Annotated in this window: 20 protein-coding genes; 14 read left to right on the forward strand and 6 right to left on the reverse strand. The window is 66.9% G+C overall.

Features of this window, described 5'->3' with window-relative positions:
* The first annotated feature begins 332 nt into the window (after window positions 1-332).
* From EJC51_RS19635 to EJC51_RS19645, 3 genes are all read left to right on the forward strand, one after another.
* Window positions 333-734 (forward strand): very short patch repair endonuclease, encoded by a 402-nt coding sequence (locus EJC51_RS19635; protein ID WP_126272287.1) that lies wholly within the window; start codon window positions 333-335, stop codon window positions 732-734.
* Window positions 731-1,702: a DNA cytosine methyltransferase gene (locus tag EJC51_RS19640; protein WP_126272288.1), complete on the forward strand. Its 972-nt coding sequence runs from the start codon at window positions 731-733 to the stop codon at window positions 1,700-1,702. Before EJC51_RS19635 ends, EJC51_RS19640 begins: the two co-directional genes overlap by 4 nt.
* Before the next feature lie 98 nt (window positions 1,703-1,800).
* Window positions 1,801-3,015: a DNA cytosine methyltransferase gene (locus tag EJC51_RS19645; protein ID WP_126272289.1), complete on the forward strand. Its 1,215-nt coding sequence runs from the start codon at window positions 1,801-1,803 to the stop codon at window positions 3,013-3,015.
* Between the two features lie 9 nt (window positions 3,016-3,024).
* On the opposite strand, the gene EJC51_RS19650 is transcribed toward EJC51_RS19645, so the two are convergent.
* From EJC51_RS19650 to EJC51_RS19660, 3 genes are read right to left on the reverse strand one after another with little or no spacing between them, the layout of a single operon-like run.
* The gene (locus EJC51_RS19650) at window positions 3,025-3,906 is read right to left on the reverse strand and encodes a DUF6339 family protein (protein ID WP_126272290.1); all 882 of its coding nucleotides are present in this window, start codon (window positions 3,904-3,906) and stop codon (window positions 3,025-3,027) included.
* Entirely contained in the window at window positions 3,903-4,895 is a 993-nt protein-coding gene (locus tag EJC51_RS19655; protein WP_126272291.1) for a hypothetical protein, read from the reverse strand. Before EJC51_RS19655 ends, EJC51_RS19650 begins: the two co-directional genes overlap by 4 nt.
* Before the next feature lie 5 nt (window positions 4,896-4,900).
* Window positions 4,901-7,000: a helix-turn-helix transcriptional regulator gene (locus EJC51_RS19660; protein ID WP_126277045.1), complete on the reverse strand. Its 2,100-nt coding sequence runs from the start codon at window positions 6,998-7,000 to the stop codon at window positions 4,901-4,903.
* Between the two features lie 632 nt (window positions 7,001-7,632).
* Here EJC51_RS19660 and EJC51_RS19665 point away from each other — a divergent pair.
* Genes EJC51_RS19665 through drmB form a run of 4 tightly spaced genes read left to right on the forward strand, consistent with a single transcriptional unit; the run spans window position 7,633 to window position 19,404 of the window.
* Window positions 7,633-12,396, forward strand: coding sequence for a DEAD/DEAH box helicase (locus EJC51_RS19665; RefSeq protein WP_166682883.1), 4,764 nt, complete (start codon window positions 7,633-7,635; stop codon window positions 12,394-12,396).
* Window positions 12,393-14,300, forward strand: coding sequence for a UvrD-helicase domain-containing protein (locus EJC51_RS19670; RefSeq protein ID WP_126272293.1), 1,908 nt, complete (start codon window positions 12,393-12,395; stop codon window positions 14,298-14,300). The genes EJC51_RS19665 and EJC51_RS19670 overlap by 4 nt, the downstream gene beginning before the upstream one ends.
* A 2-nt stretch (window positions 14,301-14,302) precedes the next feature.
* On the forward strand, window positions 14,303-17,548 hold the full coding sequence (locus tag EJC51_RS19675) for a helicase-related protein (protein WP_126272294.1): 3,246 nt from the start codon (window positions 14,303-14,305) through the stop codon (window positions 17,546-17,548).
* Entirely contained in the window at window positions 17,545-19,404 is a 1,860-nt protein-coding gene (gene drmB / locus EJC51_RS19680; RefSeq protein ID WP_126272295.1) for a DUF1998 domain-containing protein, read from the forward strand. The genes EJC51_RS19675 and drmB overlap by 4 nt, the downstream gene beginning before the upstream one ends.
* 50 nt (window positions 19,405-19,454) lie before the next feature.
* Here drmB and EJC51_RS19685 read toward each other — a convergent pair whose 3' ends face one another.
* Window positions 19,455-20,108: an ATP-binding protein gene (locus tag EJC51_RS19685; protein WP_126272296.1), complete on the reverse strand. Its 654-nt coding sequence runs from the start codon at window positions 20,106-20,108 to the stop codon at window positions 19,455-19,457.
* A gap of 197 nt (window positions 20,109-20,305) precedes the next feature.
* Here EJC51_RS19685 and EJC51_RS19690 point away from each other — a divergent pair, with 197 nt between their 5' ends.
* From EJC51_RS19690 to EJC51_RS19710, 5 genes are all read left to right on the forward strand, one after another.
* Window positions 20,306-21,154, forward strand: coding sequence for a helix-turn-helix domain-containing protein (locus tag EJC51_RS19690; protein ID WP_126272297.1), 849 nt, complete (start codon window positions 20,306-20,308; stop codon window positions 21,152-21,154).
* 2 nt (window positions 21,155-21,156) lie between these two features.
* Window positions 21,157-21,354 carry a DUF397 domain-containing protein gene (locus tag EJC51_RS19695; protein ID WP_126272298.1) on the forward strand — a complete coding sequence of 66 codons (198 nt, stop codon included), beginning with the start codon at window positions 21,157-21,159 and terminating at the stop codon, window positions 21,352-21,354.
* A gap of 94 nt (window positions 21,355-21,448) precedes the next feature.
* Entirely contained in the window at window positions 21,449-21,745 is a 297-nt protein-coding gene (locus tag EJC51_RS19700) for a DUF6247 family protein (RefSeq protein ID WP_244362749.1), read from the forward strand.
* 386 nt (window positions 21,746-22,131) lie between these two features.
* Window positions 22,132-22,629 carry a peptidylprolyl isomerase gene (locus tag EJC51_RS19705; RefSeq protein ID WP_126272299.1) on the forward strand — a complete coding sequence of 166 codons (498 nt, stop codon included), beginning with the start codon at window positions 22,132-22,134 and terminating at the stop codon, window positions 22,627-22,629.
* A 132-nt stretch (window positions 22,630-22,761) separates the two neighbouring features.
* Window positions 22,762-23,265, forward strand: a complete 504-nt coding sequence (locus EJC51_RS19710; protein WP_126272300.1) for a hypothetical protein — start codon at window positions 22,762-22,764, stop codon at window positions 23,263-23,265.
* A 20-nt stretch (window positions 23,266-23,285) separates the two neighbouring features.
* Here the strand turns inward: EJC51_RS19710 and EJC51_RS19715 are convergent, their stop codons facing one another.
* Both EJC51_RS19715 and EJC51_RS19720 read right to left on the reverse strand, forming a co-directional pair.
* Entirely contained in the window at window positions 23,286-23,714 is a 429-nt protein-coding gene (locus EJC51_RS19715; RefSeq protein WP_126272301.1) for a DUF2267 domain-containing protein, read from the reverse strand.
* A 35-nt stretch (window positions 23,715-23,749) separates the two neighbouring features.
* Window positions 23,750-24,169, reverse strand: a complete 420-nt coding sequence (locus tag EJC51_RS19720) for an Hsp20/alpha crystallin family protein (RefSeq protein ID WP_207924750.1) — start codon at window positions 24,167-24,169, stop codon at window positions 23,750-23,752.
* A gap of 178 nt (window positions 24,170-24,347) precedes the next feature.
* Between EJC51_RS19720 and EJC51_RS19725 the strand changes: the two genes are divergently transcribed.
* Window positions 24,348-24,650 carry a hypothetical protein gene (locus EJC51_RS19725; protein ID WP_126272303.1) on the forward strand — a complete coding sequence of 101 codons (303 nt, stop codon included), beginning with the start codon at window positions 24,348-24,350 and terminating at the stop codon, window positions 24,648-24,650.
* Window positions 24,651-24,667: 17 nt separating this feature from the next.
* A complete protein-coding gene (locus EJC51_RS19730) occupies window positions 24,668-25,336 on the forward strand; it encodes a hypothetical protein (protein ID WP_126272304.1) in 669 nt (222 codons plus the stop codon).
* Window position 25,337 lies beyond the last annotated feature (1 nt).

Raw genomic sequence — 25,337 nt, forward strand, 5'->3', positions numbered from 1 at the left:
CCGACAGCACTCGCCAACTGGCCTCGGCCACCCGTCTCTCCGGGCCGCTCGCTCGCTTCTCCCCCCGTGCTGGAGCGGCCCGGGTCAAGGGTGGCCCGGAGGGCCATCGCCGAAGGCGACGCGAAGCGCCCTTGAGGCGGGCCGCGGAAGCACGACACTGGCAAAGAAGCGGGCGGCCCAACAGCAGCATCAAAGAGAGGAGGTGCTCTCCAGCATTTGGGCGACAGGCCAGGGACCCACCAGGCAGGCGCGGGTGCGTGCACGCGCTTCTCTGCCGGCAGACTGTTCATGTGTCAGACGCTGTCCCCTCCTCCCCCGCCGTCTCGGCTCGCATGAGCAAGCAGGTCAGCAAGGACACAGCTGCCGAGTTGGCTGTCCGTCGCCTGTTGCACGCGGCCGGGCAGCGCTATCGCGTGGAGTACCCCGTGCCGGGAATGGCTCGGCGCCGAATCGACGTGGCGTTCCCGTCGGTCAAAGTTGCTGTGCTGATCGACGGCTGCTTCTGGCACGGATGCCCTGAGCACGCCACGCAGCCCAAGTCGAACGCAGAGTGGTGGCGCAAGAAGCTGGACCGCAACATGGCGCGCGACACGGAGACCACTGAGCACCTCACGACAGCAGGCTGGGAAGTGCTGCGGTTCTGGGAACATGAGCCACCAGAAGTCGTCGCTCAGGTTGTGACGGCAGCAGTCGAGCGGCGAAGGACCCGACAGAGACTGGGGAGGAATCGTTGAGCGGGCTGACATTCGTCGATGTGTGCTCGGGGGCAGGCGGGCTTGCCCTGGGGCTGGAGCGGGCCGGCTTTGAGCCGAGACTGTTGCTCGACGAGGACGACGACGCCTGCCGGACCCTACGCGCCAATCGGCCGCACTGGAACGTGCTCCAGGCGGATCTTCTGGATTTCGATCCGAGCGAGCACCCGGAGAGCCGCGACGTGGACCTGCTGTCCGCAGGGCTGCCGCGGGTGAAGTCGAACGCCACAGCAGCTCGGGCCGAGTCCGGGAGCGAGGAACGTCTACTGAAAGCAGCCGTCTACCTCGCACACGCAATCGGGCCTCGTGCGTTACTCGTGGAGAACGTGCCCACTCTGGCCCACTCGGACCGGTTCCGCGGCTTCCGCGAGTTCGCCCGCGCGGAACTGGAACACTTGGGTTACGAGTTCAGCTGGTTCGTTCTCAACGCCGCCGACTTCGGAGTACCGCAGGATCGCAAGCAGGGGGTGCTGGTGGCGATCAAGAGGCACTGGTTCCCGTCGTTTCAGCCTCCATCTCCCACCGTGACACACCATGTGTCAGTCGGTGAGGCCCTGGTCGAGTCCATGCGCTCGCGCGGATGGAAGGACGCCGACCAATGGGCTGCCCAGGCATCCGTTGTGGCTCCAACACTGGTCGGTGGGTCGAAGAATCGCGGTGGAGCGGATCTGGGGCTTGCCGGGACGAAACGGAAGTGGGAGAGGCTGGGCGTGAACGCCCACTCACTGGGCAACGAGATCCCGGGGTCGGGTTTCGAGTGGGCGCCGGAACTCGGCCGGGATGGCATGGTACGGCTCACCGTGGACCAGACCGCCGTGCTGCAGAGCTTTCCCGAGGACTGGAGAATCACCGGCAGGAAGACGGCCCGATACCGGCAGATCGGCCATGCGTCCCCACCTCCAGTGGGTGAGGCGCTCGGTCGGGCCATCGCCCGAGCACTCCGTTACTGAAAGAAAAATCCCCAGGTCAGAACCGAAGTCGCGGACTTTCGACCGAGCGGACGACGCAGGCGGTCTACACCACCCACCGCCGGCTACACTTCCACCTCATGACCCGAGCACCTCACCCGGACGCAAACCAGGACAAACCAGTCATCGCGGACCTATTTGCAGGACCGGGCGGCCTGGACATCGCGGCCGAGATGCTTGGTCTGCCCACTATTGGCGTGGAATGGGACGAGTCGACCCGGGCGACCCGGCGTGCTGCGGACCTGCGTACCACGGGGGAACCGGATGTGGCAAAGGTGAACCCACTCGACGTCGAGGTCGCCTCAGCCAGAATCCTCACGGGCGGCCCGCCTTGCCAGACCTACTCGGTGGCAGGCAACCGCGAGGGGCACAAGGCCCTCGAAGTGGTGCAGGACCTGGCCGAGCGTGTGGGAGGGAGCGAGACCGTCGGGCATCTGAAGAAAGCCTGGAGGACCGTCGAACAGAAGGCCCACGACGAGTCGTGGACTGACGAACGAACCGGGCTCGTGCTCCAGCCCCTGCGGTGGATCGTCGAGAAGAAGCTCAAGGCGGACCCCTACGACGTAGTGATCCTTGAGCAGGTCCCAACTGTCCTGCCCGTCTGGAGGAAGTACCGGGAAATCCTTCGCGAGTTGGGCTACGACGCAGATTGCCACATCCTGCACACCGAGGACTACGGGGTGCCACAGACGCGTCGCCGCGCTGTACTGATCGCCCGATACACGGGGAAGAAGGGCAAGGCGCTCGAGTTCCCCAAACTGACGCATCAGCGCTATCGCAAGGGGGTGGAGCGACTCCCCGCGCTGGAGCCAGAAAACCGCGCGGCCGAGCAAAACGCGCTCTTTGACCCGCAGCCGCGCGCACGTGGGCAAGAGCCGTGGGTCTCGATGGGTGACGTTCTAAAGGACACCAGGCCAACCAATTTCGTGGTCCGCTCCAACTACGGCTCAGGCGGCGACCCCAAGAAACGAGGTCTCCGCACGTCCGATCAGCCGGCCGCCACCGTCACAGGCAAGGTTCGCCGAAACAAGGTGTTTGATCTCAAGGGAATCGACAAGAACGGCGACCCTGAACTCGGCCCGGAGCAGGAGCGTTTCACACTGCAGGAGGCTGGCCTCCTGCAGACCTTCCCAGCCGATTACCCTTGGCGGGGCACGGACATCGCACAGCAGATCGGCAATGCCATCCCGCCGCTTCTGGCCATCCACGTCCTGTGCACCGCGCTAAGGTTGGACGACAACAAAAAACGGCAAGCCATCGAAGCACTCAGAACCTGGAGTCCCACCCATTCATGAGCAGGACGATCAGTCCAGCTCTGCCTCCCCATCGATCTCGTCCTTGCCTCTCACCGGAGCATCGGCGAACAACTCCGCGAAGTAGTCGGTCAGGCTCGCCACCGATTCCTCAGGGACGCGCCCATCGGCCGGACCCGTGGGAAGTGCACGATGGTGCACGGAGCCGCCTTCATCTCCCTCCTCGATCCAAATGCGCACGGCCCCGGCATCCCGCTGCGTATCCGGCGCGATCACGTCGTACATAAGGGTCGCAGCCGCCGCGTTGACAGCCTTGGCCAAAGCGTTTGTCGCCCGCCCCGTCCGCACAACATCGCGTTGCAGCAACCGGACCAACGCCTGTGCCGTAGGTCTGTGGTCGATGACGTCCAACCGCAGCACCGTATTCAGCATGTCCTGGTTCCCGCATGCAGTGACCACGGGTGCGTAGTCGGGTCCGTCTCGAAACAACTCGGCGGACCACCATAGCCGCGCAAAGGCCTGCTTGTAGTGAGGGCCCTTGAAGTACCGGGCGTTGACGGTCTTCCGCTTCTCGGAGAAGTGCCGCCAGACCACGAAGTCGGGAGCAACGCCGAGGGCCAGGTAGTTCCACAGCGCCGGATCCGCCGCCTCCGTACGCGTCAGGCGCAGGATCGCGTGAAGGCGCGGCGCGAGCCACGCGTCAGCCTGAGTCGGCTTGTCGTCCCGGTGCATGTACATCGCGTCGTCGATCAGGTCCCGAATCGCGCGCAGTCGCCATCGGGGACTCTCGGGCAGCGGCTCGGTCGACTGATTGAGTGCAATGCCAGGGACATTGTCCTTGCCGGAGAGCAGCCCGTCCGTGATGAATCGCGCCGCCTCTTCGTCGGTGAGCCGAGCCAGGTACTCGGGCAGGTGATCGGGCTTCTCCGTCATGCCGCGTCCTCACGATTGAGCTTGTCCAAGCCGCGCACGGTCTCCGAGAGCGCTCGGGGCACTTCGGCCCTGCGCATCGCCGCGTACTGAATTCGCGGCTGGAGTTCGGTCCATCCCGTGGCGCCCACCCGCCGGCGGTGCACTTCACGCAGAGCGTCCTCAAGAGTCCGATCCGGCACGACGTCGGGGAGCATCTCCCTGAGTACCTCGCCCTGCCACCCGTAGGGGAACAATGGAGTGCCGTCGTCCTCGATTTCCAGGTCGCCTATGGCCGAGTGGAACACAGCGATCCACACGTCGGCGGCCATCTGGGACACCAGCATGTCGTTCACGAGGCCCTCGGGCCCCCGCCCCCCGGCCCCCAGCACCTCCGTCATGCCCTCGAAATCGGTGTTGATGTGGACAGTGGGCAGCGACCCCGACGCGTTCACGATCCACGGAGCGTCGGTGAAGTTCTGCAACCAGCGCGGGCCCTTCGCGAACCCGACCTCCCTGATGTCGAAGCTCTGCTCCCGAGTCGGGGTGTCGCTCCTCACGTCGACAATCCAGTCTTCCGCCACTTCCCCGATGATTCGCCCGGGCACCCCTTCGACCGTCGCGATCACCTGAACCGTCAAAACGGCGCGGTCGTATATGTCGGAGCGCAGCATGCGCAGTTCACCGCGCCATTCTCGGCCGCCCTCCGCCTCGGGGGCGAGCCTGGACGTGACGCGGGTGTTGGTGGTCCGGTCCGTCAGTACCGCGACCACCACGACCTCGGACCATGGTCCGCCCGGCTCGGTCGCTTTGGAGGGGACCGTGGCCGAGACGACCAGCGTGGCGGTCTCCCAGTCTTCTGTCTCCGCCATACCCAGTGCGACCACACGCTCGACGACGGAGCGGGCACGAGAGTCGAGCTGCTCGCGAGGCTGCTCGGGCGCCTTGACGCGCGCCGCGTCCACCCGCAGCGAAACTCCGCCTCGCAACCGGGGGTACGGGAACACCTTCATGGCAGCTACTCCCCTTCGCCGGTGCGCAGTTCGACTACGAGGCCGCTCAAGCTCGTCCTGACGGCGTGTGTCGTGGGATCGGTCACCCCACGGAACGTCGCTGAGGTGGCGCCGTCGGAGAACCGCAGAGTGCCGTCCACCACCTGGCAGTTGTCCATTCCCGCCAGCTCGGCCCACGCGATGGCGGGACGCGGACCGGAGCGTACGTCGAACTTGGCTACCGGGACGAGGCGCCAGTCAGCACCGCCGGCTGGAATCCTGATCTCTCCGATCACCTGCCAGGCACCGCCGTCGAGCACTCGGGCGTCCAACTCCTCCAGCACTGGCATGGTTGCCGCAGGGAGCCGCCTCCGCTTCTTCGCCGCACCGACGGTCAATGTCTGCGCCAGGCGTCCTCCCCCTTGCTTGGGTCCCTTCTTGGGACGGGTCACGAGTGCCTTGATCGCCGTGTTGGTCTCCCACGTAAGGGCGTTGATCCGCCGGTACGCCGAAGGTGAGTACGTGAGAGTCAGTTCTTCGGTCTGTCCCCACTTGTTGTGCTCGGGAGGCTCCGCTGCCCGCAGGAATTCCTCGGCCTCGGCAGCGAACGAGGCCTGCGGTCCTGCCGCTTCGCCAGTCAGCAGGACGGCTTGGAAGGGGTTGACGGCAAAGGGCAGACCAGGAACAGCGGTGTCCCGTACCGTCATTCGATTGCCGCGCATCGCCACGACTCGATTGGACCTGCCGTCGGCGTCTTCGGCGTCCGTCACCAGGAGCACGGCGCGATGCTCTCCCAGAGTGGCCCGCCCTCCTCCCTTGACGGGCAGGTTGAGAGGGACAGTGGTCGCGGCAACCTGCCCGGCCTCCGTTAGTTGCTCCACGGTCGTACCTTCGAGGAAGGCCTTCAGGGCGCGGGTACGAGAAGGCTGGGTGCTCGTGGGGTCCACGCGTTCCTCAGCAATGACCACGCCGCCATTTCGCAGAGTTCGCACGGACGCTTCCAGGAGCGGCAGCCGGTCGCCACCACCTGTCATCGCGGCCCAGAAGTTCTCGCCCAAGGCGCGCTTCAGCCGGTGATGCATCCGCTGGATGCTGTCGTCGTCCTCGCCCTCGTCTTCCGCGAGGCTCGCCACGTCGTGGGCTCCCACGATAAGAAACGACGTCCCTGGCACACCGCTCTCCCGCGTCAGGTGAAGGGACTCAACCGTGTCTTCGTCCGCCCACCAGGAACGCACAACGTTGCCTCCCGGCAGGTCGGGGTCGGGCCTGCCCAGCCACGCTGGCCCGGCACACACCTCATCGCCCACCCGGCGCCACGGCAGGTCGAGGCGCCCGATGACCCGGCGCTCGGTCCGACCCTCGTGAGGTTCGGACAGTGTGGAGTTGATCAGCACCAGGCCGAGCCTGCTGGTTGCCCACAGCGTGGCCTTGCCCAGCCCGTACGAACCGCCTGCAGAGTGCCCTGACTTGTGACTGTCGAGCTGCCGCCTTACGACGGCCGCAAAACGACCGTCGTCGTAGTCGTCGCCGGTCAGGCCCGCCGCGTTGTAGTCGTCCACCCTCAGCAGCACGAGGCGGTCGTGCGCGTACATGTCGCGCAGCCCCGCGTCGATGACGCGACCGACCTTCTGCTCCTGCGTACGGACCACCTCATAGTGCGGGTAGAGATCGTCCCACCGGATAGCCTCGCGGAATCTGGCAAGCGTCTCCCCGGTCAGCTCGTGCAAGGTGTAACGCACCCGCACGGGTTGTCCGTTGTCGGACAACCGCTCGTCGAGACTGTTCTGACAGGTCTCTCGGGCCAGCACCGACACGTCGGCGTCAAAGGCGAACGCGGCGGCGTTGCCCAACTCCCGCCCGCCGTCCCGGTGTCCGGGGCGGTGGTACCAGGTGACCGGAAGGCCGGCCTGGGTGTCAGTCGTTCGGGTGTGCACCGTGGCCAGATCGGTGTTCAAGGCCCGCGCGATGCGCTCGATCGTCTCGGGGCGCGGTGTCGCCCGTCCGGTGATCCATGCCGAGACAGCCGCACGCGTCACCTCCACGGTCAGAGCCAGCTCTGTCTGCGTCATGTCGGCAAGCTTCAACTGCCGTGCCAGCCATGGACCGAAGTCCTCGCCTGCTTCCACGGTCACCTGCTCTCGGATCCTGCTCCATTTTGCGTCGGACGGCACCACCACCCTACCCCGCCTCTTTGACAGAGTGTCCCTTGTCAAACAACCTTTGACAGGCCTCGAGAGCCCTCGGAGTGATCTCTTCCTGAGTGAATCGCCCAATTCCTCGCAAACAATCCCTTTTTCCGCCGCTACGCAACAGCCCTTCGAACCCTCTTGCGCATTGCCGAATCAGCCGAGTACGGTTTCGCTTCAGCGGCCCCACACGCCTCGGGAGAAACATTTCTCCTGTGCCCTGGTCGAAGTGTGCCGTCTCCTCTTTCATCATCCTTCCGACGGCGTCACGTGCAACGACGTGTTGACATTTTCCGCGCGTCCGACTCCGTCCTCCATCTCCCTCAGTCGCGATTCTCTCCGACATGCTGATCCGGAAAGCGCAGGCTCATTGCCATGCTCCCAGCGGTAGCGACGTCCGACTTATCAGCGAACAAGTCACACGCCACAGGAACCGCCACAATCGCAGCCGCGTCATGTCAATCATCCGCATCCCGCGCGGAAGTTGACATCGCGTCACAGCGGTCGTCGACCGACCGTGCGGTCCGCCTTGCGCATCTCCCGCCAGGTCGTCGCCCCAGGATCGGAGTCCTGTGTCTCTCGAACTGAACCGTGTGCTCGAGACCGTGATCGAACAGTCCTCCCGTGTGCTCCAGACATACGCCGTCGATCCTGGTCTCATTCCGGAGCACGCAAACGGGGAAAGACGTATCACCCAGGGCGGATACGGTGACCGGCAGCTCTTCGAGCTCGTTCAGAACGCGGCGGACGAAATCGCCGCGGATCCAGGCGGGTGCGTCCACGTCGTTCTCACAGACACTCACCTCTACTGCGCGAACGAGGGGAGTCCGGTTACTGCCGAAGGCGCCGAGACGATTCTCCGGATGAGCATGTCGCGGAAACGTGGCGGCCAGATCGGACGCTTCGGAGTAGGGGTCAAGTCCGTGCTCGTCGTGACCGACGCCCCCCAGTTCTTCAGCAGTTCGGGCTCCTTCGGCTTCGACCGCGAGTGGGCGTACGCGCAGATCCGCTCCGTTCCCGGGGTCACGGCCCGTCTCGGCGAGGAGTTCGAGGCTCCCGTGCTGCGCATGGCCCGCCCGTTGGACGAGGCCACCGAGCGCGCGGCCGACGCCGTTCTCGACGAACTCCTGAGTTGGGCCACCACCGTCGTCCGCCTGCCTCTGCTCGACGGAGCCGCCGATCGGCTCGGCCAGGACATGCACGGCGGGCCCTCGACCGGAGGCCGGGAGGAGTTCCCGGTCGGGTTCCAACTGTTCTCCCCGCACGTCGCCAAGGTGATCCTGGAGGATCGCCGACCGCGCCCCGTAGTGCGCCGCACCCTCGTTGTCGAACGCGATGGGGAGCGGCACACCGTGCGAGAGGAACGGCCCGGCAGGCATCCGTCGGCCAACGGGTGGCGAGTGTTCACCCTGGCCCACGTGCCCACCGCCGAGGCCCGCGCGAGTGCGGGCGAGCTGCACGACCGGGTCACGCTCGACATCTCGTGGGCCGTGCACGAGTACGCGAAGGACGGCAAGACCGGCCTGCTCACTCACCAGAGCGGCCGTGGAAGATTCTGGTCCTTCTTCCCGACCAAGTACGAGATGACGTTGAGTGGCATCCTCAACGGCGCGTGGAAGACCAATGAGGACCGTCAGAACCTGCTGGACTCTTCCCCGTTCAACCAGGAGATGATCCGGATCGCAGCCCGACTGGTGGTCGAGTCCTTGCCGGATCTGGCGCCCCGGGAGGATCCGGCGGCATACCTCCCACTCCTCCCCGGTCGTTCCCGTGAGTCCGAGACGGTCAGTTGGGCCGACCGCTATCTCACCGAGCGGATCTGGGACGCGACGGCTCACCGTCCCTCGCTCCCGGACCAGGACGGTCGGCTCCAGGTGCCGCGGGACCTGAACATCCACCCGTCGCTCGGCAAGGACAACAAGTCGCTGGTCCGCTGGCTCACACTGTGGAACTCGTACCCCGGCCGGCCGACCAACTGGTTGCACCCCTCTGTGGAGGCCACAGACCTCCGCTCCGGCAAAGTGGAGCACATCCTCAAGGCCGCCAAGCGCGAACGCGCTTCGGTTCGGGAGTGGTTGGAGGCCCTGGTCGCCGACGGCACTGCCGAGGCGTCCGCCACCGCCGTCCGAATCATCGCCGATATGATTCAGTCGGCCTCGCCGCACGCGGACGAAGCCCGGACTGCGCGAGTCGTGCTCACCGAGGAACACGGCATGGTGGCCCCCGTCGTCGGCAAGGTGTTCCGGCGCACCGACCAGGACGGGCTACGCGAGTCCCTCGTCTACGTCGACGGTGCTCTGTCAGACGACCAGTCGCTTGCAAGCGCCTTCGGCGCTCTCGGTATCCGCGAGGCAGACGTCCGAGGCCGCTTCGTCAGCGTCCTGGAGCAGGGGTTCGCCTCCTATGGCCCGCAGGAGTGGAACCGTTTCTGGGAGCTGTTCCACCAGGCCGGCAGCGGCCGGCTGTCGCATGAGGTGATCCGCCGGGTGTCCGACCCACTGTCGACGCTGTGCGTGCGCTCCTCAGAAGGGCGTTTCCGACCGATGCGGGGCTGTCTGCTGCCAGGCCCGGTCGTGACGCCGGAGTCAGACCCCGCCGTCGCAGTGGACACCCGGTTCCACTCCGACGACATGACGTTCTTCCGCGAGGTGGGGTTGCGCGATCGCCCCACGGGCGGACACCGGCCCGAGGGCGAACCGTGGTTCGAGCACTACCGGGAGGCGGCTCACAAGCAGTACTGTGCCGCCCTTCCTCCGGACCAGGCGTCCCGCCCGACGCTCGCCAGGATCAAGGTGGATGGTGCGGCGATCGGTGGCCCGTTGCACCTGCTTCCCGAACTCTCCGATGTGGCTCGCGCCAACTTCCTGAAGGCGCTGCCCGAGGACGCCCTGATCGACAATTGGACACTGCAGGTCGGGGCTCAGGTCGGCAGCCGCCGGCCCATCGCCTCCCCGGTACGCTGGATGCTGAAGCGACACGGCCTCGTCCCCACCACACAGGGCCTGCGCCCGGTCGCTGACGCAGTCGGCCCGCAGCTGGCCGCGTACAGCGACGTGCTGCCGGTCGCGGAGATCAGCACCGAGAAGGCCCGCAAGCTCCGTCTCGCCGCGAGCGTCGAGGAGGTACCCGACTCCTTCTGGGCCCAGCTCCAGGACAAGCTCCAGCACAGCAAGGACGACACCTTCGTCGGCAACACCTACGTGCTGCTGACCCGCCTCGAGGTGGCCTTCGCCGAGGACACCCTCACCCGGTGCCGCATCGGCGACGAGTGGGACACGCGCCCCGACGGCGAGATCGCCGTCGCCTCGTCGCAAGAGGAATATCGGGCGCTGCGCGCCGAGCGACTGCCCGCCCTGCTGACCGCGTCGGCTGACGACGCCGCTCTGCTGGTGAAGCAATGGGGCATGCTGCCGTACGCCGACGTGATCAGCCGTGAGACCCGCTACGAGGCCGCGGGCGAGTCGGTCCCGCTCAAAGAGGCGTACCCCGCCCTTCGCCAGCTGCATGGCTCGAAGGTGGATCAGTACACCCTGCAGCGGTGCAAGGTCCTCGAAGAGGTGACGCGCACTCCCAACGGCATGAAGCCCAGGACGCTGAACAGCAGCCTGCAGGGATCCGTGATCCTCGTGCTCGAACCGGTGACACCGCTCGAAGCCCTGGTCGCCGTCGACCGGGAACTCCACTGGCGTATGGGAGAGTCCGGCTGCCGGCAGGTCCTCGAGGCGCAGCAGCGCCAGGAAGAGGACCAGAAGGTCAAGAACGCGCTGAAGGCCGTGCGCGAGGCCGACGACGTTGAGACGAAACTCCTGCTCCTGCTCGGTGCCGAAGCTCTGCGGGACCGCCTTCCGCCAGGCCTCATGGACAGCGAGCGGGCGGAGAATGGCGGAGCGGAACCCGACGCCCACCGCATTGCGCGGATGGCGTTCAACGCACACGAGGACGGTGTTCTCCATATCCACGCCCGCGACCTGCAGAACCTCTACCCGAGTCACGCTCCGTCGTCATTCACCGGCACCTCCGCCGCGGTGACCTTCGTCGCCGATCTTCGCTTCCCCGGTTCGTTCGCCGGATTCCGGACGCCGTCGCTGAGCCCGCAGATCGAGGTGGACGGGCCACGGCACTTCCCTCGGCTCCACGACTACCAGGAGCGGCTCGCTGCCAATGTCTTCACGATGTTGGACCGGATCGTCCCGCAGCGCGGCATGTTGTCCCTGCCGACCGGCGCAGGCAAGACCCGGGTCACAGCGGAGGCAGTGATCCGCTGGCTGAAGCAGGCGGGCGAACTCGAAGGGCCGATCCTGTGGATCGCTCAGACCGCCGAGCTGTGTGAGCAGGCGGTTCAGAGCTGGAAGTTCGTCTGGGGGAAGGTCGGCGCGGCATCTCCGCTTGTCATCAACCGGCTTTGGGATTCACACGAGGCAGGTGAGGTCGCCGACCGTCCACAGCTCGTGGTGGCCACGGACGCCAAGCTCCAGCAGCCTGGCTGTCTCGAAGCCGATTCATACGCCTGGTTGAGGAAGGCCGCACTCGTCATCATCGATGAGGCGCACACGGCCATAACCCCGCGCTATACCAAGATCCTCACGCACCTGGGCCTCACGGCTTCTCGCACCGATCGTCACCTTCTGGGGCTAACGGCCACGCCGTTCCGCAACACCAACCAGGACGAGACTCGCCGTCTGATCAACCGCTTCGGCGGCCGGCGACTGGACGAAGGCATCTTCGAGAACGACGACGCGTACGCCGAACTGCAGGAACTCGGCGTGCTGGCCCAAGTCGAGCATCGCCTTCTCAAGGGCGGCACGATCACTCTCGATCGTGACGAGAAGCAGCACGCCGAGCAAATGAGCGTCCTGTCCCGTACGGCCGAGCAGCGGCTCGCCGACGACCATGACCGAAACGCTCGCATTCTGGCCGAGATCTCGGAAATGCCGGACGACTGGCCGGTGCTGGTGTTCGCCACCTCTGTCGACCACGCCAAATACCTGGCGGCCAGGCTCCGCGACCGGAACATCACCGCCTCCGCCGTCGACTCCACCACATCGCCCGGCGATCGTCGCCGACGCATCGACGACTTCCGCGAGCGCCGCACCCGGGTTCTGACCAACTACGGCGTCCTCACCCAGGGCTTCGATGCCCCGGCCACCCGGGCAGTCGTCGTCGCGCGCCCCGTCTACAGTCCGAACGTGTACCAGCAGATGATCGGGCGTGGTCTGCGCGGACCGCTCAACGGCGGCAAGGAGACCTGCCTGATCCTCAACGTCCGGGACAACGTCCAGAACTTCGACACCGCCCTGGCCTTCACCCAGTTCGAGCACCTGTGGAGCAGCAAGTGACCGACGCCTACGGCGACAGCCCTCCGCTCACAGAGGAGCAGCGGGCTGTCGTCGACCTTCCTTGGGACGCCCGTCTTCTGGTTACCGCGAGAGCCGGTTCCGGTAAGACGCACACGGTCGTACGGCGCCTCGACGCTCTGGTGGCCCACGAAGATCCCGAGGAGGCTCTGGAGGCCAGCGAGATCCTCGTCCTGAGCTTCTCCCGTGCCGCCGTCCGTGAGCTGCGGGACCGAATCGCCAGACACGGGGACCGCGCTCGCAGGGTGCGGGTCCAGACCTTCGACTCATGGGCGTACCAGCTGCTCGTGTCGGCCTACCCAAACGGGGAGTGGACCGCCCGAAGCTTCGATGAGCGCATCCGCGCAGCCTCGGACGCGATCATGAAGGGGGCGGTGGAAGCGAGTGAGGTCGGCGCCCCCTCGCATGTGGTGATCGACGAGGCCCAGGATCTGGTGGGCGACCGTCGAGACCTGGTGGAGACCCTGCTCGATCGCTTCCAGCGGTCGTGCGGCTTCACCGTGGTCGGCGACTCTGCCCAAGGCATCTACAGCTTCCAGATCAAGGACCCGGCGGAACGAGCCGGGGAGACGGACAGGTTCTTCGCCTGGCTGCGGACGTCCTACGACGACCTCGTCGAACTCGAACTGACCGAGAACTTCCGGGCAAAGAGCACCGAGACCCGCACTGCTCTCACCCTTGGCGCCCGCCTCCAGAACCTGGCCGCCTCCACCGACGGCCAGGAAGCCGCAGCCGCAGCCCTGCACACCGAGTTGCGCAATCGGCTGCTCGAACTGCCGGGCCTCGGAGACCTGGCCAACGAGTTCATGCTCAACGCATTGAAGACGTACCCCGGCACCTGCGCGATTCTGACCCGAGACAACCGCCAGGCGCTGGCCGTCTCCGAACTCCTCCACGAGCACGGGGTGGAGCACGTCCTGAAGCGTTCGCTGCAGGACCGACCCGTGCCGTACTGGGTCGCCGAACTGCTACGCCGCGCCGAGTCGTCGACGCTGACGGAGCCCCGGTTTCTGGAGCTGCTCGAGGGGATTCCGCTAGTTGCGGACGTGGAACCCGAGCGGTGCTGGCGGTCGTTGCGTGCCGCCACCCGCCGCACTGGCCGGGGTCTCGTCGATGTGCCCACCGTCAGGCGTTTGGTCGCCGAGGGACGGTTTCCGGACGACTTGGCCGACCCCGAGACGGCACGGTTGCTCGTCTCGACGGTGCATCGGGCCAAGGGCCTGGAGTACGACCGGGTACTGCTGCCGTCGCCATTGTCCGTCGCCGAGCTGCGCAAGGCTCACGACGACCTCGACGTGCCGGCCGAGGCCCGAGCTCTCTATGTCGCTATGACGCGGGCCCGCGAGGACATGTACCACGTGACCGGCCCCGACACCTCCCGCATTCGGCGCCACCGTCCCACCGGCCGCTGGTACCTGGGCGGTTGGCAGAAGCACGAGCGCTACGGCATCCAGGTCGTGCCGGGAGACGTCCATCGCGAACAGCCTCCTGGCACGGACAACGGGGACGGCTCCGCCGAAACGACACAGGCCTACCTGCTGGAACAGGTTCACCCAGGGGACGCGGTGACGCTTCGGAGACGCCACGCGCTCCCGATGGGCCCCGATCAGTGTCCGCCGTACGACCTCGTTCACCGCGACCGTGTCATCGGCGAGGTCTCCGAGCACTTCCGACGGGACCTGTACGCCGTGGAAACGATCTCGCGCTCATGGGACGTCACATGGCCCGTGGAGATCGTCGGTCTACGGGTGGACACCCTAGAAACAGTCGCGGGCAGCACAGCGTCGGGCATCAACGCCGGGCTCGGCAACAGCGGGGTGTGGATCGCCCCTCGGATCACCGGCATCGGAAGGCATCGACGCGGCGAACGCGCCGGGGAGGAGTAGGCATGACGCACGGGACCAGCCTGCACGCCGAGCACTACCGAGTGCGAGAGGAACTGGTGGCGCGGCTACGCCGTGAGCTGCTCGGTCCGGACGTCGATGCAGGTGACGAGCCGGCCGAGGTCCTAACTCAGGACGCTCCGATCACCCGCTACCCGATCGGTGTTCTGTTTCCGCGGGCCGCCGATAGAGACGCTCGTCGACGGCAGGAGGAGGACTCCGCCGAGCAGGAGGGCTTGGACGAGGCACCCTTCGTCAGCAATGACAGTTCCGAGGAGACCGGCGCCGACTTCGAACCGCCGGTTTCCGGTGGCCGTCGCCCTTCGGCCATGGGCCTCACCTTCGCCGTCGCCCCCGGGATCAGCCGCGAGATCGTGATCTCCGCGCGAGCCGCGGTCTACATCCCCGTGGACCCCGAGGGCCGGACGGTGGCTGCACGGCGGGCGGACGCCAGGACCACGGTCGATCAGCGGGAGCACTGGAGGCGCAAGGAGCTGGAGCTGCCGGACACGCCGGTCGACGTCACGGAGCCTGGGGTTCGGAAGAAGGATCTTGTCACCAATGAGGTGAAGCTCCACGTCCTAGTCCGACCGGCGGACCCGTCCACCGACACGGTCACCGTCACGGTGACACTGATCAACGCGCAGACCGTGGGTGAGCGAGAGCTCCAGGACGCTTTCTCCTTGTTCCAGCCCGGTCTCCGGGTCCGGGCGTCCAACGGCGCGTCCGCGTTCGTCGAACGCACCCCCCACGTGTCCTCCGAAGACACCGAGTTGGCCGCGAGCCGCCTGCTGTACCGCCACGCCCCGACCTTCGCGGTGGGGCACGGCTGCTCCGCCCACTGGGACTGGACTCCTCCGTCGGTCGGTTTGACCGACATACAGCCGGCCGGTATCAGCGAGATCCGCTCCGAGTTCCTGCCCACCCACGAGGTGCTGCTGACCGACTCCAACCCGGAGATCGACAGCTCGGCGCTGGGCATGCTCGGTCTCGCCGAGAATCCCGACGACGAGGTGCTCGCCGCGCTGAGCGGGCTGGCTCTTGGTTACGAACAGTGGATCGAAGCCAAAGCCTCGGAGGCCGCAGCTCTCACGGGGACACCCTACGAAGACGCTGCACACGCACAGCTCGACGTCTGCCGTGAGGCCCTCGGCCGCATGCGTGAGGGCATCCGGATCCTGACGGACAAGCCGGATGTCATGGATGCCTTCCGGCTAGCCAATCAGGCGATGGCCGAGCAACGTGCCCGTAGCGCCTGGGTGAAAGACGGGCGTCAGGGCACGCCCGACCTCTCGGAACAGCGCTGGCGACCGTTCCAGATCGCGTTCATGCTGCTGTGCCTCTGTGGCATCGACGACCCGAAGCACCCGGACCGCAAGATCTCCGACCTGTTGTGGTTCCCCACCGGCGGCGGGAAGACCGAGGCCTACCTCGGCCTGATCGCCTTCACCACGTTCCTGCGTCGGCTTCGCCGCGGGGCCGACGGCGGCGGCGTCACCGTGCTCATGCGGTACACGCTGCGCCTACTCACTCTCCAGCAGTTCGAGCGCGCCACGATCCTCATATGCGCGATGGAGTCGATGCGCCGGGCGGACCCCCACCGCCTGGGCCACGAGGGCATCTCCATCGGGATGTGGGTCGGTAAGTCGGCCACACCCAACGACCTGAAGACGGCCTCGGAGAAGCTGCTGAAGCTGCGCGGCGGGCAGAGCCTGCAAACGGAGAACCCCGTGCAGCTCCACGCCTGCCCTTGGTGCGGAACCGCACTGGACGCACACAACTACGCCGTGGACGAATACAACGTCCGCATGGACGTCCGCTGCCCTGGCACCGACTGCGACTTCGCTTCCGGTTTGCCCGTGCACCTCGTGGACCAGACGGTCTACAGGGCCCGCCCGACCCTCGTCATCGCCACCGTCGACAAGTTCGCCTCCATGCCATGGCGCAAGCAGACAGCCGCGCTCTTCAATCGTGACCGTATCGGCGACGGGACCACGCCTCCGGAGCTGATCGTCCAGGACGAACTCCATCTGATCTCGGGCCCGTTGGGCACGCTGACCGGCCTGTACGAGACGGCCGTCGATGCCCTTTCCGACCGGCCGAAGGTAATCGCTTCCACGGCAACCATCCGCCGCGCGTCCGATCAGGGACGCAGCCTCTTCGACCGAGACGTACGCCAGTTCCCGCCGGCCGGTCTGGACGCGCGGGATTCCTGGTTCGCCGTGGAGACCGACCGCAGGGTCAAGGCCAGTCGCCGTTACGTGGGCCTACTCGCCCCCGGCACGAGCCAGTCCACCCTCCTCATCCGCACATACTCGGCCCTGTTGCACCAGGCCATGTGCGCGGAGACCAGTGAGAAGGTCAGGGACGCGTACTGGACACTGGTCGGCTACTTCAACAGCCTCCGCCTGCTGTCGGCCGCCGAACTCCAGGTGAACGACGACGTCGAGGACTACCTGCGGCTGCTCGCCGAACGGGACGGCACCGACGTACGTGTCTCCAACCGCTACTCGGAACTCACGAGCCGGGTGGACGCCAGTCTGATCCCTGCCCGGCTCAAGGAGATCGAGAAGCGGTACCCGGACCCCGACGTCCGTGACGTCCTCCTGGCCACGAACATGATCGCGGTCGGCGTCGACGTAGACCGTCTCGGCCTGATGGCGGTGATGGGCCAGCCCCAGACCACGGCCGAGTACATCCAGGCAACCAGCCGCGTCGGCCGTGCTCATCCGGGCTTGGTCGCCGTTATGCTCAACTCCACCCGTGCCCGGGACCGTTCGCACTACGAGAGCTTCCTGCATTTCCATTCCGCGCTCTACCGCGAGGTCGAGTCGACGTCCGTGACACCGTTCTCCGCCCGCTCGCGCGATCGCGGTCTGCACGCCGTGGTCGTTGCACTGGCACGCATCCTCATCCCCGAGGCCCGAGAGAACGACGCCGCCGGTCGGATCGACACATACATGGATCGCCTGAACGCCGAGGTCAAGCCGCTACTGACGGACCGCGTCGCCCAGGTCTCCAGCGAGGAGCTGCAGGACACCTCCGACGCCTTCGACGAGTTCGTCGACTGGTGGGCGGACATGGCGAGAGGCCACGGCGGACTGCTCTACGAGCCCGTTCCTGGCAACCACACCCCCGCCCTGCTCAAGCCGTACAACGACGAGTCCGAGGGCAACGCCGCCTGGTCCACCTTGTGGAGCCTGCGCGACGTCGACGCCGAGTCCGCTCTCTTTCTGGAGGCTTCCCGATGACCCCGCCCCGCGAGCGTCGCCGTCGTGGCATCGACGGCGTTTCGGCTGCGCCCCGTCTCGCCCTACCCCGCCGTGGATCTGTCCGCCGCTCCCAGATGATCACCACTTACGGAGTCGGATCGCTGATCGCCGTCGACAACGAGTCGTTCATCGTGTCCGGCATCGACGACGCCTACCGAACCTGGCCTCTCGACGAGGCACCCATCATCTATGAGCACCGTCTCGCCCGGGTCCTCGGCGTGCGTCACTTCCGGCTTCCTCCGGCCTCCGAGGATACGAGCAAGGACGGAGTGCGCGTGCGGAGGTTCCCGCTGTGGCACTCGTGTCCGAGGTGTCAGTCCCTCCAGCCCGTGCGCCTCTTCAACCCGCCCCCGGGCAAGAACGTCTGCACGGACTGCGACGATGAGCCGCTTGTGCCGTCCCGGTTCGTCATGGCCTGCGAGGACGGGCATCTCGACGACTTCCCGTACTGGAAGTGGCTGCACCGCAAGAATCGCGAGGAAGGTGCCACCGGACACTGCGGCGGGGAGATGCGCATGCGGTTCTCCGGTCAGAGTGCCTCCTTGCGCTCGATACTCATCTCGTGCACCTGCGGCGTATCCGAGGTGTCCATGGAAGGTGCCTTCCGCCGTTCGGCCCTGACCGACCTCGGGGTGCGCTGCGAAGGCAAGCAACCCTGGCTCAAGGACGCGGCCCCCGAGCCCTGCTCGGAGGCGCCTCGGACGCTCCAGCGCGGTTCGTCGTCGGTCTGGCAGCCAGTGCTGAAGTCTGCGTTGTCCATCCCGCCATGGAGCGACGGCCTGGTCGACAGGTTGGCGGGCCACTGGGAGCGTCTGCGTGCGCTCTCGTCCCGCGAGAAGATCGAGATCTACCTCATGGGAGCGTTCCAGGACGACGACTCGCTCTCGGCCGACGCTGTCATGGCACTGCTGGAGGCCGAACAGGCGGAGGACCCGGTCGAGGAAGGCGCGGCGAACGCTAACACGGCATACCGATACAGCGTCCTGCGCCGCCAGGAGTACGAGCGGCTGTGCGCAGGCAACAATCGGCGGGACAAAGGGCGCGACGAACAATTCGTGTGCGAACCGCCGGTCACGGACCCGGCAGTCCTCACGCCGTTCGGGGTGGAGAGACCCATGCTGGTCAAACGGTTGCGCGAGGTGCGGGCGCTCAAGGCATTCACCCGCATCGCGGACCCGGAGTCCAGTTCTGAGGGCCACGAGGCAGCTCTGTCTCTGACTCCGACAGACTGGCTCCCAGCGATGGAGGTGCACGGCGAAGGCGTCTTCGTACGCCTCGATGAGAACCGACTGGACGACTGGGCGCGACAGATCTGTGTGGCCGCACGTGTGGAGCGCATGCGCACCAACCACGATCGCCTGTTGAGGGAGCGTGCCACCGACCCCGCGGACGTGCCTCCTTCGCCGGCGACGCCTCGCATGGTCTTGTTGCACACCCTGGCCCATGTCCTGATCAATGAATGGAGTCTGGAGGCCGGTTACCCTGCCGCAGCACTTCGCGAGCGGCTTTACACGGATTCCGGCATGGCCGGACTGCTCGTCTACACGGCGACCAGTGACTCCGCCGGCAGTCTTGGCGGTGTGGTGGCCCAGGGTGAGCCCGAGCGCCTCGCCCAGGCACTCCGCTCGGCGCTGCAGCGCGCCACCTGGTGCTCGGCGGACCCGCTGTGTGTCGAGGCACGGTCCGCGGGTGCGAACCTGGCCGCGTGCCACGCCTGCGCAATGCTCCCGGAGACAAGCTGCGAGCACAACAACATCCTCCTGGACCGCGCGCTGCTCGTCGGCACGCCTGAAGATCCTCATCTGGGCTTCTTCATGGACGTATTGGAGCGATAGAAGCCCTTCGCCGAGGTCGGGGAGTGAAAGCGGTGGACAAGGCCCCGCTTTCACCCTCCGCCCCAACCACCGCTCGCCTCACAGGTCTCCCCCTCGAAGTGGGTCTGCGCACGATCCAGGACTTCGTCCACGTCGCACCCGTGCGCACTGAGCCAGTGGAGGAAGTCCGTGATGGCGTCGATCACGACTTCTTCAGCCGTCGCCCTACCCAACCTGCTCGAATTCTCAGCACGAGGCCGCTTTGCCGCCGCGTACAGACTCAGCAGCGCCTCGGCCCGAGTGACGCCCGCTCCGTCGACATGCCCGCTCGGCGAGGTGAGCCCCGTGTCCAACTCGCACCAGGTCACCTTGCGGTCGGCGCGCAGCAGCACGCCCCAGCGATCGGCGACGGCGTCGACGAGGGCCATGCCTCGCCCCGTCTCCGAGCCTGCTTCGGCATCCATGAGGGTGGGGAGGGCGCGTGTGTCGGGGTCATGGATCTCGATGCGGAGATGAGTGCCGTTCATGGAGACGGCGAGTGTGGTCGGGGTCCCGAGGCCGACATGCGTGATGACGTTGGACACCAACTCACTGACGCAGAGCTGGGCCTCGTCGCTGATGTCGTGAAGTCCCCAGATCCCCAGATGCAGCCGCATGATGCGACGCAGGGCACCCACTTCCTCGGGTTCGGCCATGAAGGCCAGGTCCCACGGTTTCCGAGACATACAGGCTTCCTGGATCACCAAGACCCCTTTGATCAGCGGAGCGTCACGCATCCTCACGTCGAGTCGCGCCGCGGACCAGAGTGACGCGTACTCATCCCGTCATGCAATGTGCAGGAAGAGATTCCCACTTACGAGTGATTGGCAGGCCCACGCTCTTGGCCCGAGACTGAACACCCGTTGTCCGAAAGGTGGTTGAGATGGCCGGATCTCCCACGGCCCGCCGGCGCCGTCTCTCGATCGAGCTGAAGAAGCTGCGTGAGAAGAGTGCGTTGACCTGCGCACAGGTCGGCGAGGCGCTGGACTGGAGTGGCTCCAAGGTCAACCGTATGGAGACGGGCAGCGGGCGGGTTCAGCCATCCGACATCGACGCCCTGTGCCGCTTCTACGACACCACCGACGAACTGCGCGAGTTCCTCAAGTCATTGGCCCGAGAGGCCAAGACGCGCGGCTGGTGGCAGGTGCACGGCTCCGGTGTCCCCGAGTGGTTCAACATCTACATCGGTCTGGAGCAGGAAGCCTCCACGCTCCGCCAGTACCAGTGCGAGCTCATCCCCGGCCTCATGCAGACCGAGGCCTACACCGCCGAGCTCCACACGACGGGCGCCCACATGTCGGCCGAGGACATCGACAAGGCCGTCCGCGTACGCATGGAACGTCAGACCATGCTGACGGGAGCCGACGCCCCCGACGCCTGGTTCATCGTGAACGAGGGTGCTCTGCGCAATGTCATCGGGGACCGGGCTCTGATGCGCGAGCAGCTCGAACGCGTCCTGGACACGGCCCGGTTGCCGAGCGTGACCTTGCAGATCCTTCCGTTCGACGCAGGCACATGTCCCGCCACCGGCACCTTCACGATGCTCGGCTTCCCCGACCAGGAAGATCCGGACCTGGTGTATCGCGACGGCATCACCGATGCCGTGTACTTGGAAGGCGAGCATCATGTTCGTGAGTACACGAGAGCCTTCGACGGCCTGCGAGCCGCGGCTCTGAGCCCTCAGCGTTCAAATCAGTTGATCAAGACGGTGTTGAAGGAATACGCAAGGTGAGCATGACAGGTACCGATGACAGCCGCCGTCCTGTGTGGTTCAGGTCGTCGTTCAGCAATGGCGCAGGAGGAGAGTGCGTCGAGTGCGCGTCGCTCGTCGACACCGTGCTCATACGCGACTCCAAGCGCAGGACCGGCCCCACCATCACACTCGGTGGCGGTGCGTGGCGCGCCTTTCTGGAAGGTGTCCAGCGGTCCTGACTCTTGACGCATCGACGAGGGGCTTTCCCCGGCGGCGCACTTCCCGCTGTAGGACACTCCTCACAGGACGCCAACCAGTAAGGAGCTGAGGATCGTGAGCGCACAGTACGAAGAGACACCCGGGTCTGCGGCGCTGCCGTTGAAGACCATCGGGGACATTCGGGCTGCTCTTCGGTCCGGGCATGGCTTTCCCGGTGACCGGGAGTCCTTTGAGGCAGATCTTCAGCGTGCGTTGGAGGCCTCGTCGGAGACGGACCTCAACGCCGTCGCCGAGGTGATCGTCGACTACCGGGGCCGGATCCGCCTCTATCAGGATCCCGACTTCGACATCGCCGTGCAGGAGGGCATCGACCTCACTGCTCGCTTGAAGCAGGAGGAACAGGGCCGGTGAGCGGTGTGATCGCGGCCGTAACCGTGCGAGCGGCCGATCGAGCGAAAGCTCTCGGAGCCGAGCAGTCGCTGGAGCGACTCCGGCAGGAGCTGGAACAGGTACCCAGGCTCGGGGTCCTGCTCGGACCTCCCCGTCAGGACGGTACGGAAGTCCGCAAGACGAGGATCGAACCTCGGGACGGCTTACCGGGGCTCGCGGTGGCGTACGTGTACACACCGGCTCCGCCGCCTCCCACTGTGGCCATCGTCGCGGTCACTCCTGACGACGGTGTGCCCGCTGAGTGACGAGCGCGGCAGTCCGGGTCCACCGGGCCGATAACCCCACGCCACAGGCCACCCGGCCCCCACGATTGGGGATGCTCAAGAGCGAGGGTGCAGGATAGAACCATGACAACCAAGGTCTACTTCGACATCACCATCAACGACGAGCCCGCCGGCCGTATCAACTTCAACCTCTTCGACGACGTCGTCCCGAAGACGGCCGAGAACTTCCGCGCCCTCGCCACCGGCGAGAAGGGCTTCGGCTACGCCGGGTCCTCCTTCCACCGGGTCATCCCCGCCTTCATGCTCCAGGGCGGCGACTTCACCCGCGGCAACGGCACCGGCGGCAAGAGCATCTACGGTGAGAAGTTCGCCGACGAGAACTTCAAGCTCAAGCACGACCGCCCGGGCCTGCTGTCCATGGCCAACGCCGGCCCGAACACCAACGGCTCGCAGTTCTTCATCACGACCATCGTGACGGACTGGCTGGACGGCAAGCACGTGGTCTTCGGCGAGGTCGCCGACGAGGACAGCATGAAGCTCGTCAAGAAGATCGAGGCCCTCGGGTCGCGTAGCGGCACGACCTCCGCGAAGATCACCATCGCCGAGTCCGGTCAGCTCTGACACCTGCCCCACGGCACCTGTGAACGGCCGGCGCGTGAGACATCGCGCCGGCCGTCGCGTGTCCCGTCCGGTGCCTGTGCCTCTGGCCCCGAGACCTCGACAGCCCGACGACCGACCACCCCAGGGGCCGCCATGGCACTGCTCAATCTGCTGTTCGTCCTCGTCGCCGCCGTCGTCTCCTTCGCGCTCGCCGGGTACGGGTTCGCGCGGCTCGCCGAGCGTGGCGTGTGGCGGGGTGATCCGGACGCCCTTCTCCGTGGCCTCGGCGCGTTGTTCGGGGCCGTCGCGGCCGGGCTCTGTGCGTGGGGGCTGTTGATCGTCGTCGGGGCTGTGCTCACCGCTGAGGACGGCGGTACGGATTCCGCGCCGCCCCAGTCCTGCCGTACCGCGGGCTGGTGGGAGCGGCACCAGCGCGGCGTCGAGATCGTCGACCACTCGGTGTCGTATCTCCCGCTCGGGTTCGTGTGCGAGACCAGTGACGGCGGGAGCTACGACAACGGGGACGTGCCGGGGTATCTCAACCCGGCCCTTCTGGGCTTCGCCCTCGCCGGTGCCGGGTGCGCCATCTCCGCGGGGTACGTCTCGGAGGTGCGCGCCCGGCGGCAGCACAGGGACCGTGCGGGCGAAGCCCAGTAGGGGCGCTCACGCAGGGACACTCACGCTGTCGGCATCAGCTCCGCCCTCCCGAACAACAGCGCGTACCCCGGCGGCAGTTGGGAGAGGATGCGGTCCACCAGCGCCTCGCCCGCCCAGCGCGGGAGCGCGCTCAGTACCGAGCTGACGTCCCAGCGGGCCGTCGCCGTCGTCGCGCCCTCGATGCGCGCCGCCACCGATTCCACGAACTCCGCCGCCGTCAGCGGGCGGGTGGCCGGGATCTGGCCGGCGACGACCCGCGCGGCCTGCTCGGGCAGTGCCCGGGCGAGGGCCACGCGTTCGTCGCCGGTGACGTGGCCGCCGAGGGCGGACAGGACGACGCGGGTGACGCGTTCGGCCTCGGCGCGGGTCGGGTACTGGCCCGACTCCCGCACCGCGTCCACCAGTTCGGCCCAGCTTCTCTTCACCACCGAGTGTCTCCTCCTGGTCATGATCGGGGTGCGTATGACAGTGCGGCCTCAGTTGCTCAGCTCAGCTGCTTGCGCCCCCCGTCACCCCCGCTGATCTGGATGCGGCGCGGCTTCGCCTGTTCGGCCACGGGGATGCGCAGGGTCAGGACGCCGGCCTCGTACGAGGCGTCGATGCGCTCCGTGTCGAGGGTGTCGCCGAGGAAGAGCTGGCGGGTGAAGGTGCCGGTGGGCCGTTCGGCGACGATGGTTTCCGCGCCCTCGGGGGCGGGGGAACGGCGCTCGGCGCGGACGTTGAGGACGTTGCGTTCGACGTCCAGATCGATCGTCTCGGGGTCGATGCCGGGCAGGTCGAAGTGGACGATGAAGTCGTCCCCGGCGCGGTAGGCGTCCATCGGCATCGCGGCCGGACGGGTGGGCCCGAAGACCTGCTGCGCGAGTCGGTCGAATTCGCGGAAGGGGTCGGTACGCATGAGCATCACGGGTCACTCCTCTCTTGGGGAACTGGGTGCGATGCCCTTACGACTTCTTATATAGCTCGGAGGAGGAAACCTGACAAGCCTCGACTCAGGTTCGCGAGGACCCGCGGTGCCGGAGTTAGCCTCCAGGTCTCGAGAAGTCTCAAGAACCAGGCGTCTCACGCACCAGGAGGCAGACATGGCCAAGGTCCCCAGCGCGGTGGTCGCGGCGGGCGGACTCGTCGGTGGGTACGGCGTGGCCCGCTGGACCAAGAAGCGGCAGCTCGGCGGGGTCGTGCTGGCCGTCGCCGGGGCCACGGCCGCGACGCAGTGGCGGCAGCAGGCCGGCGGGAAGGCGGCGGGTGCGCTGACGGCCGCGTATGTCGCCGCCTTCGCCGGGTCGCATCCGCTCGCCAAGAAGGTCGGCTCCTGGCCCGCCGTGTTCGGGGTGGCGGGGGCCGTCGCGCTCGCCTCCTGGGCGGTGGCCGACCGGCAGGGCTGAGGAAAGAGCAAAAAAAGGTGCGGCTCAGTGTCACCGAGCATCGCGTGCGGCTCGGCCCCCATGAATATCGGCTGCTGCGCGTCGGCGGACTGCGGCGGGCACTCTGCTACGACAATGAGCACTGGCTGAGCCTGTGGGTGGACCGGCGTGCCGCCGCCGAGCTGGCCGCGGCGTGGCTGCTGGCCGCGCGGTCGCCGCGCTCGCTCGTGCACCTGCCGCTGCGGCGGCGCGGTGAGCGGCCCCTCGGTGCCGCGCTTCCCGAGCCGCACCGGGCCCGCGATCTGCTTCTGCTGCACCACTCCCTCCAGTTCCCGGCGTCCCGCTGGAAGGAGGTCCGGGCGAGGGCGGGCAGGGCGGGGAGTCAGCACACCGTCGAGTTCCGGCGCGCCGACTTCCCCCTCCCCCACGACCGGGCCGTGCCCGGCGCCCACCACGCCGAGTTCCGCGACCGGCTCCGCCTCAGCACCGCCGCCGACACCCTCGTACTCAGCGGAAGCGCCCTGCCCTTCGCGGACGCCGCTGCGGACTTCTTCGACCTCGCCGAAACGGCGGCCGGGACCAGGCCCCACCAAGGCCGCCATGTGTGTGCCGAACTGCACCCGGGGTCAGGGCTGTTGGAGCGTTCGATGCCGCTGATGCACGTCGAGTACTGCGCGGAGTGGGAGCCGGTGCCGCGGGACGGCTAGG

Origin of the sequence: Streptomyces aquilus (genome assembly GCF_003955715.1) — a bacterium.
Taxonomy (GTDB): Bacteria; Actinomycetota; Actinomycetes; order Streptomycetales; family Streptomycetaceae; genus Streptomyces; species Streptomyces aquilus.

Excerpts from the sequence above, each read along its gene's own strand:
- EJC51_RS19710 (WP_126272300.1), top strand. The coding sequence starts at position 22,762 with ATGGCACTGCTCAATCTGCTGTTCGTCCTCGTCGCCGCCGTCGTCTCC.
- EJC51_RS19705 (WP_126272299.1), top strand. The coding sequence starts at position 22,132 with ATGACAACCAAGGTCTACTTCGACATCACCATCAACGACGAGCCCGCC.
- EJC51_RS19650 (WP_126272290.1), bottom strand. The coding sequence starts at position 3,906 with ATGACGGAGAAGCCCGATCACCTGCCCGAGTACCTGGCTCGGCTCACC.
- EJC51_RS19675 (WP_126272294.1), top strand. The coding sequence starts at position 14,303 with ATGACGCACGGGACCAGCCTGCACGCCGAGCACTACCGAGTGCGAGAG.
- EJC51_RS19645 (WP_126272289.1), top strand. The coding sequence starts at position 1,801 with ATGACCCGAGCACCTCACCCGGACGCAAACCAGGACAAACCAGTCATC.
- EJC51_RS19725 (WP_126272303.1), top strand. The coding sequence starts at position 24,348 with ATGGCCAAGGTCCCCAGCGCGGTGGTCGCGGCGGGCGGACTCGTCGGT.
- EJC51_RS19685 (WP_126272296.1), bottom strand. The coding sequence starts at position 20,108 with ATGTCTCGGAAACCGTGGGACCTGGCCTTCATGGCCGAACCCGAGGAA.
- drmB (WP_126272295.1), top strand. The coding sequence starts at position 17,545 with ATGACCCCGCCCCGCGAGCGTCGCCGTCGTGGCATCGACGGCGTTTCG.
- EJC51_RS19720 (WP_207924750.1), bottom strand. The coding sequence starts at position 24,169 with ATGCTCATGCGTACCGACCCCTTCCGCGAATTCGACCGACTCGCGCAG.
- EJC51_RS19635 (WP_126272287.1), top strand. The coding sequence starts at position 333 with ATGAGCAAGCAGGTCAGCAAGGACACAGCTGCCGAGTTGGCTGTCCGT.
- EJC51_RS19715 (WP_126272301.1), bottom strand. The coding sequence starts at position 23,714 with ATGACCAGGAGGAGACACTCGGTGGTGAAGAGAAGCTGGGCCGAACTG.
- EJC51_RS19690 (WP_126272297.1), top strand. The coding sequence starts at position 20,306 with ATGGCCGGATCTCCCACGGCCCGCCGGCGCCGTCTCTCGATCGAGCTG.
- EJC51_RS19695 (WP_126272298.1), top strand. The coding sequence starts at position 21,157 with ATGACAGGTACCGATGACAGCCGCCGTCCTGTGTGGTTCAGGTCGTCG.
- EJC51_RS19655 (WP_126272291.1), bottom strand. The coding sequence starts at position 4,895 with ATGAAGGTGTTCCCGTACCCCCGGTTGCGAGGCGGAGTTTCGCTGCGG.